Origin of the sequence: Streptomyces regalis (assembly GCF_001509475.1) — a bacterium.
In the GTDB taxonomy this organism is placed as follows: Bacteria; Actinomycetota; Actinomycetes; order Streptomycetales; family Streptomycetaceae; genus Streptomyces; species Streptomyces regalis.
In genome coordinates this window covers 1-5,924 of sequence record NZ_LLZG01000135.1, presented here as the reverse complement: position 1 = coordinate 5,924, position 5,924 = coordinate 1, and the positions used below count along the sequence as shown (strand labels likewise).

General features: G+C 66.1%; 3 protein-coding genes and 1 riboswitch. Of the genes, 1 reads left to right on the top strand and 2 read right to left on the bottom strand.

The genetic code is table 11. The features are described 5' to 3' along the window. Positions 1 to 224 precede the first annotated feature (224 nt). A complete protein-coding gene (locus ADL12_RS19015; protein ID WP_063806685.1) occupies positions 225 to 1,187 on the bottom strand; it encodes a hypothetical protein in 963 nt (320 codons plus the stop codon). 354 nt (positions 1,188 to 1,541) lie between these two features. Next, positions 1,542 to 2,744 carry a C40 family peptidase gene (locus tag ADL12_RS19010; RefSeq protein WP_062703863.1) on the bottom strand — a complete coding sequence of 401 codons (1,203 nt, stop codon included), beginning with the start codon at positions 2,742 to 2,744 and terminating at the stop codon, positions 1,542 to 1,544. Between the two features lie 8 nt (positions 2,745 to 2,752). After that, positions 2,753 to 2,921, bottom strand: a riboswitch (cyclic di-AMP (ydaO/yuaA leader). Positions 2,922 to 3,337: 416 nt separating this feature from the next. Here ADL12_RS19010 and pcrA point away from each other — a divergent pair. Further along, positions 3,338 to 5,824, top strand: coding sequence for a DNA helicase PcrA (gene pcrA, locus ADL12_RS19005; protein WP_062703862.1), 2,487 nt, complete (start codon positions 3,338 to 3,340; stop codon positions 5,822 to 5,824). The last annotated feature ends 100 nt before the right edge of the window (positions 5,825 to 5,924 follow it).

The following is a 5,924-nucleotide window of genomic DNA, read 5'->3' as shown; positions in this document are numbered from 1 at the left end:
TCAGCCCGCCCCCTTGCGCGTACCGCATGAGGACGTCGTACCGCAGGGATCACGACCCGTCACCACAGCCCGGACATCGCCAATTCAACCTGAGTAACGCCTGCAGAAGCAGCGACACAGAAGGTGATCTCGGCCGAGACTGCACATGGGCAGTGCCCTCCCATGCGCCCGGGGAGCGCAAGAACGCTGTGAATGGCTGAGGATCCGACAGGTCTAAGGTGGAGTCACCTGTCCCGATAGCTGTCTTCGTCTGGTTCCCAATTTGCATCGATCGTGGGGTCTTCGGGGTCGTCGGGGACGAAGTCGTAGTCCGGCTCCCAGTTTTCGTAGAAGACTTCTGGCGGGTCGTCGAGTACGACTTCGTCACTGAGATCCCCAAGTTCCCAGAACTCCTCATTCTCGACGTCGAGGTCGCAGGCTGAACAGGCGAACACGTAAGGCGTAAATACCACGACGGGCTCGTTCGTTGAGTCGACATGGGTGGTTCCGATGAGCCAGCCCTTCGAGCCGCAGGCAGGGCAGGGCCTTTCTTCGTTGTGCTCCATATAGACATGCGAGTGCTTTGTGATCGTGGCAAGCACGATTTCCCGCTCGTTCGTCCCCAGGTGTCCATAGCGCTGTTCGAAGATGGCGCGGGACTTGGCCAGCTTGACCTCCAGCCGAATGCGGGCGGCCCGGACACGTTCCTCGATCAGCCTGTCGTGCAGAGACCGGTAATCACCCCAGTAGGTATCCGGATCGATCTTCAATTCGATGAGCAGCGGGTCGATCAGTCGGAGGCATGTGGTGAAGACTGTCTGAACCTCGGCGACGTCATGGATGCCGCTGTGAGCAACGCCGTTGCGTGCGTTCGCGACGGGGTCAAGGGCCTGCTTGCCGACCGGGAGTTGGCTGCGCAGGATCTTGTGCACTCGTGCATGGGCCTCCACCAGGCCGATCGTCTTCACTCGACTCGCTGGGGCTGATGCGTGGGCGGGGTGACCTGTGGCGTGAAGCAGTGAGTCGAAGTCTCTGGCCTCGACTATCAGTGCAGGGTGGAGGCTCGCGAGATATGCCTTCAGTAGGTGCTCGGCGGCGATCCCAGCGTGGTGAACGGCGAAGTCGTATGACTCCGGCCCCTCGGAGAATGCTGCGAGTGCCGCAGTCATCCATCTTTTCGACGAGGTCTTGAGCTGATCGGCATGCATGAAGCGGACTCTAAAGCCGTTTGGATCGTGAGGGAGGTCGTTTCTTGTGGTGCTGGATTTCATGGGCTGCGGCACGGACTCCTTCAGGCGTGAAGGAGTAGTAGGTGCGGCGGCGGCCTGGGCCGCAGCCGGCGGGTGCGCGCCCGAACCAGGACTCCTCGATCTCTGGGCGGCTGGTGAGCCATCCTGCCTGTTCCAGTCGCTTAAGCTGCGGATACGCCCGAGGACCGCAAGAATGCTGTGAGTAGCTGAGAATCACTCTACGGAGCGATTCTCAGCGATCTGTCGTAGGCGACAAGTTGACGACAGATCGCTGAGAATCCGACAGGTCTAAAGCGGCCCTACAGCGTGGCGTCAGGCCGGGCGGACCACGCTGTGGATCGACGACTCCCCGTCGTAGTAGATCGACTCCTCGCGGACATACGTGCCGGGCTTGGGGGCGTGGATCATCATGCCGTTGCCGATGTAGAGGCCCACGTGTGTGACGTCGTCGTAGAAGAAGACCAGGTCGCCGGGCTGGGCGCTGGAGAGCGGGACCGTGGTGCCGGCGTTGACCTGGTCGTAGGTGACGCGGGGGATGTCGACGTCCGCGGCCTTCCAGGCGGCCTGGGTGAGGCCGGAGCAGTCGTAGGAGTCGGGGCCGGTGGCGCCCCAGACGTAGGGCTTGCCTATCTGGGAGCGGGCGAAGGCGAGGGCCTTCTCGGCCTTGGTGGCGTACGAGGAGTCCGAGGAGGATGAGTCCGAGGAGGATGAGTCCGAGGAGGATGAGTCCGAGGCGCTCGAGTCGAACGGCGGCTCGGTGGTCTCCTGCTCCTGGGCCGCCTCCTGGCGCTGGCGCTCGGCCTCGGCCTCCGCTTGTTGCCGGGCCAGTTCCGCCGCCTTGCGGGCGGCCTCCTCCTGCTTGCGCTTCTCGATCGCGGCCAGGCGGGCCTTCTCCTCCGCCGTCAGCTTCGAGAGCAGTTCGCGTGCGTCGGAGAGCTTCTTCTGGACGGTGGACTTGGCGGTCTGCAGGTCGTTCTGCGACTCGGTGAGCGCCTCGAGGCTCTGGGTGGCCTCCTGGCGCTTCTTCATCGTCGCGGACTGCTGCGTGAAGTAGTCGTCGACCGCTTCCTTCTGACGTCCCGTCATGCGGTCCATCAGCTGGGTCTGGTCGAAGTAGTCCTGCGGGGTGTCCGCGAGGAGGAAGGTCGCCGTGTCGGGGGCGGCGGCTCCTGTGCGGTACTGGGCGGCGGCGTTGCGGCCGAGTTCCTCGCGCGCGTCGTTGAGCTTCTGGGTGCGCTGGGCGACGTCGTCGAGGAGGGTATCGACGCGCTTGCGCTGCTTCGCGGTCTTCTCTTTGGCCGCGTTGTACTTCTCGGTGGCCGACTCCGCCTGGTGGTAGAGGTCGTTGACCTTCTTCTCGACCTCTTCGAGGCTCGGCCTGTCGTCCGCCGAGGGGCTCGCGTTGGCCGTCTGGGACAGCAGGGCCACGGAGGTGAGGGCCGCCGTGGCGAGGGCGGGGGTCCGTATGCCTGCTACGCGCGTACCCGCGGGACGCGACTTGCGGTGCGACGCCAAGGGAGGCGACTCCTTCCGTACTCCGCCTACCGAGTTAGCTGTCGGGTTCGGGCGGGTGGTCCGGAAGGGTTGCCCTACGGCCTGTCCCTGGGTGGGGTCGGGCCGATTCACCCCAAAGTTCGGTGGGTCCCCGGCTCCGGCTGCGCGGCGGCGCACCGGACTCGGCGGAGGCCGTGCGGCCCGGCGACGTTCGCCGGTGGGGGTCGTACGGCCTGTCCGGCACGGTAGCCAACTCGTGTGGCCCCTGTGAAGGTTGATGTTCGATATGCCCGATACATTTTCGTGACCTTGAGTCAGGGCGCTGCGAACTGTGGTCGATGGGTGTGAGTCTGCGGAGAGTTGTGATCATTTTGGGTTGAGTGTCGGCTTTCGATCACCTTCAGCCTCTTTTGGCCGGCGGTGGGCGTCCGGATCCTCGGCGGGAAGTCCGGTTTCGGGTCGGTTGCGGATCGTGACGGGAGGGGTGTGGAGGGTGAGGGAGGGGGAGAAGGTGGTGGGGGTGGTCGGATCTGCAAGATCATCCGGGTTTGAAACAGGCGATGTTCTCGGGGTGGCCGCGGACTGTCAGTGGGGCGCCCTAGACTCGGAGAGCGATGAGCAGCCTCTTTGACGACAGCTTCCTGGCGGACCTCCAGGCCCCACGGGCCCACGAGGAAGAACAGCCGCCGCCGCCCGAGGACGATCACTCTCCGGAGCCGGTTCCGGACGATCTGTTCGGCGGGAAGTTCGACGTGCCTCCGGACCGGGACGCCTACTACCGCGACGGCGCCCCGCGCCCGGCCCTCGACGCGGCCGCGCTCCTGGAGGGGCTGAACGACAACCAGCGCGCCGCCGTCGTCCACTCCGGCAGCCCGCTGCTCATCGTGGCCGGTGCCGGGTCCGGAAAGACGCGCGTGCTCACCCATCGCATCGCCCACCTGCTGGCCGAGCGGAATGTGCACCCGGGGCAGGTTCTCGCGATCACCTTCACCAACAAGGCCGCCGGTGAGATGAAGGAGCGCGTCGAGCAGCTCGTCGGCCCGCGCGCGAACGCGATGTGGGTGATGACCTTCCACAGCGCGTGCGTGCGCATCCTGCGCAGAGAGAGCAAGAAGCTCGGGTTCACGTCGTCGTTCTCGATCTACGACGCCGCCGACAGCAAGCGGCTGATGGCGCTCGTCTGCCGGGACCTGGACCTCGACCCGAAGAAGTTCCCGCCCAAGTCGTTCAGCGCCAAGATCAGCAACCTGAAGAACGAGCTGATCGACGAGGAGGACTTCGCCGCTCAGGCGAGTGACGGCTTCGAGAAGACCCTCGCCCAGGCCTACGCCATGTACCAGTCGCGGTTGCGGGAGGCCAACGCCCTCGACTTCGACGACCTGATCATGACGACGGTCAACCTGCTGCGTGCCTTCCCGGACGTCGCCGAGCACTACCGCCGTCGCTTCCGCCATGTGCTGGTGGACGAGTACCAGGACACCAACCACGCGCAGTACGCGCTGGTGCGCGAGCTGGTCGGGACCGGTGAGCATCCGGTCGACGTACCGCCCAGCGAGAACGACATCCCGCCCGCTGAGCTGTGCGTCGTGGGTGACGCCGACCAGTCGATCTACGCCTTCCGCGGCGCGACGATCCGCAACATCCTCCAGTTCGAGGAGGACTACCCGGACGCGACGACCATCCTGCTGGAGCAGAACTACCGCTCCACGCAGACGATCCTCACCGCCGCCAACGCGGTCATCGAGCGCAACGAGTCGCGCCGCCCCAAGAACCTGTGGACCAACGCGGGCGCGGGCGCGCGCATCACCGGCTATGTCGCCGACACCGAGCACGACGAGGCGCAGTTCGTCGCCGACGAGATAGACCGTTTGACGGACGCGGGCGACGCGAAGGCGGGTGATGTCGCCGTCTTCTACCGGACGAACGCTCAGTCCCGTGTCTTCGAAGAGGTCTTCATCCGCGTCGGCCTGCCCTACAAGGTCGTCGGCGGGGTTCGGTTCTACGAGCGCAAGGAGGTCCGGGACGTCCTGGCGTACCTGCGGGTGCTGGCCAACCCGGAGGACTCGGTGCCGCTGCGCCGGATCCTGAACGTCCCCAAGCGGGGCATCGGCGAGCGCGCCGAGGCGATGATCGACGCCCTGTCCCAGCGCGAGAAGATCAGCTTCCCGCAGGCGCTCAAGCGCGTCGACGAGGCGTACGGCATGGCCGCGCGGTCGACCAACGCCGTCAAGCGGTTCAACACGCTGATGGAGGAGCTCCGTACGATCGTCGAGTCCGGCGCGGGCCCGGCCACCGTCCTGGAGGCAGTGCTCGAACGCACGGGGTACCTCGCCGAGTTGCAGGCCTCCACCGACCCGCAGGACGAGACGCGTATCGAGAACCTCCAGGAACTCGCGGCCGTGGCCCTGGAGTTCGAGCAGGAGTCGGCGGAGGGGGAGGCGTCCGGCTCGCTCTCCGACTTCCTGGAGCGGGTCGCGCTGGTCGCCGACTCCGACCAGATCCCCGACGAGGACGAGGACGGCTCCGGCGTCATCACCCTGATGACCCTGCACACCGCCAAGGGACTGGAGTTCCCGGTCGTCTTCCTCACCGGCATGGAGGACGGCGTCTTCCCGCACATGCGCGCCCTCGGCCAGACCAAGGAGCTGGAGGAGGAGCGGCGCCTGGCTTACGTCGGCATCACGCGCGCGCGTGAGCGGCTGTATCTGACGCGCTCGTCGATGCGCAGCGCGTGGGGGCAGCCGTCATACAACCCGCCGTCCCGCTTCCTGGAGGAGATCCCGGCGCAGCACGTGGACTGGAAGCGCACGGGTGCGTCCTCGCCGGTCTCCTCCGGCCCGGCGTCCGGTGTGGCAGCCTCGCTGTCCTCGTCCCGCTCGCGCTCCGCGGCCTCGGGCGCATCCGGTTTCGCCACCCGCCGTACCTCGGAGAGGCCGGTCGCCCAGCTGGCGGTCGGGGACCGGGTCACGCACGACCAGTTCGGGCTCGGCACTGTGATGGCGGTCAAGGGCACGGGCGCGAACGCCGAGGCGACGATCGACTTCGGTGACATCAAGCCGAAGCGGTTGCTGCTGCGGTACGCGCCGGTGGAGAAGCTCTAGCTGTACTCGGCCGGGAGGTTGGTGACACGCCTGCTACCGGTTGTTGATCGTGAATGGACCTCCGGGCGTAGTGGAGATTGCCGTCTTCACTCACCTCGGA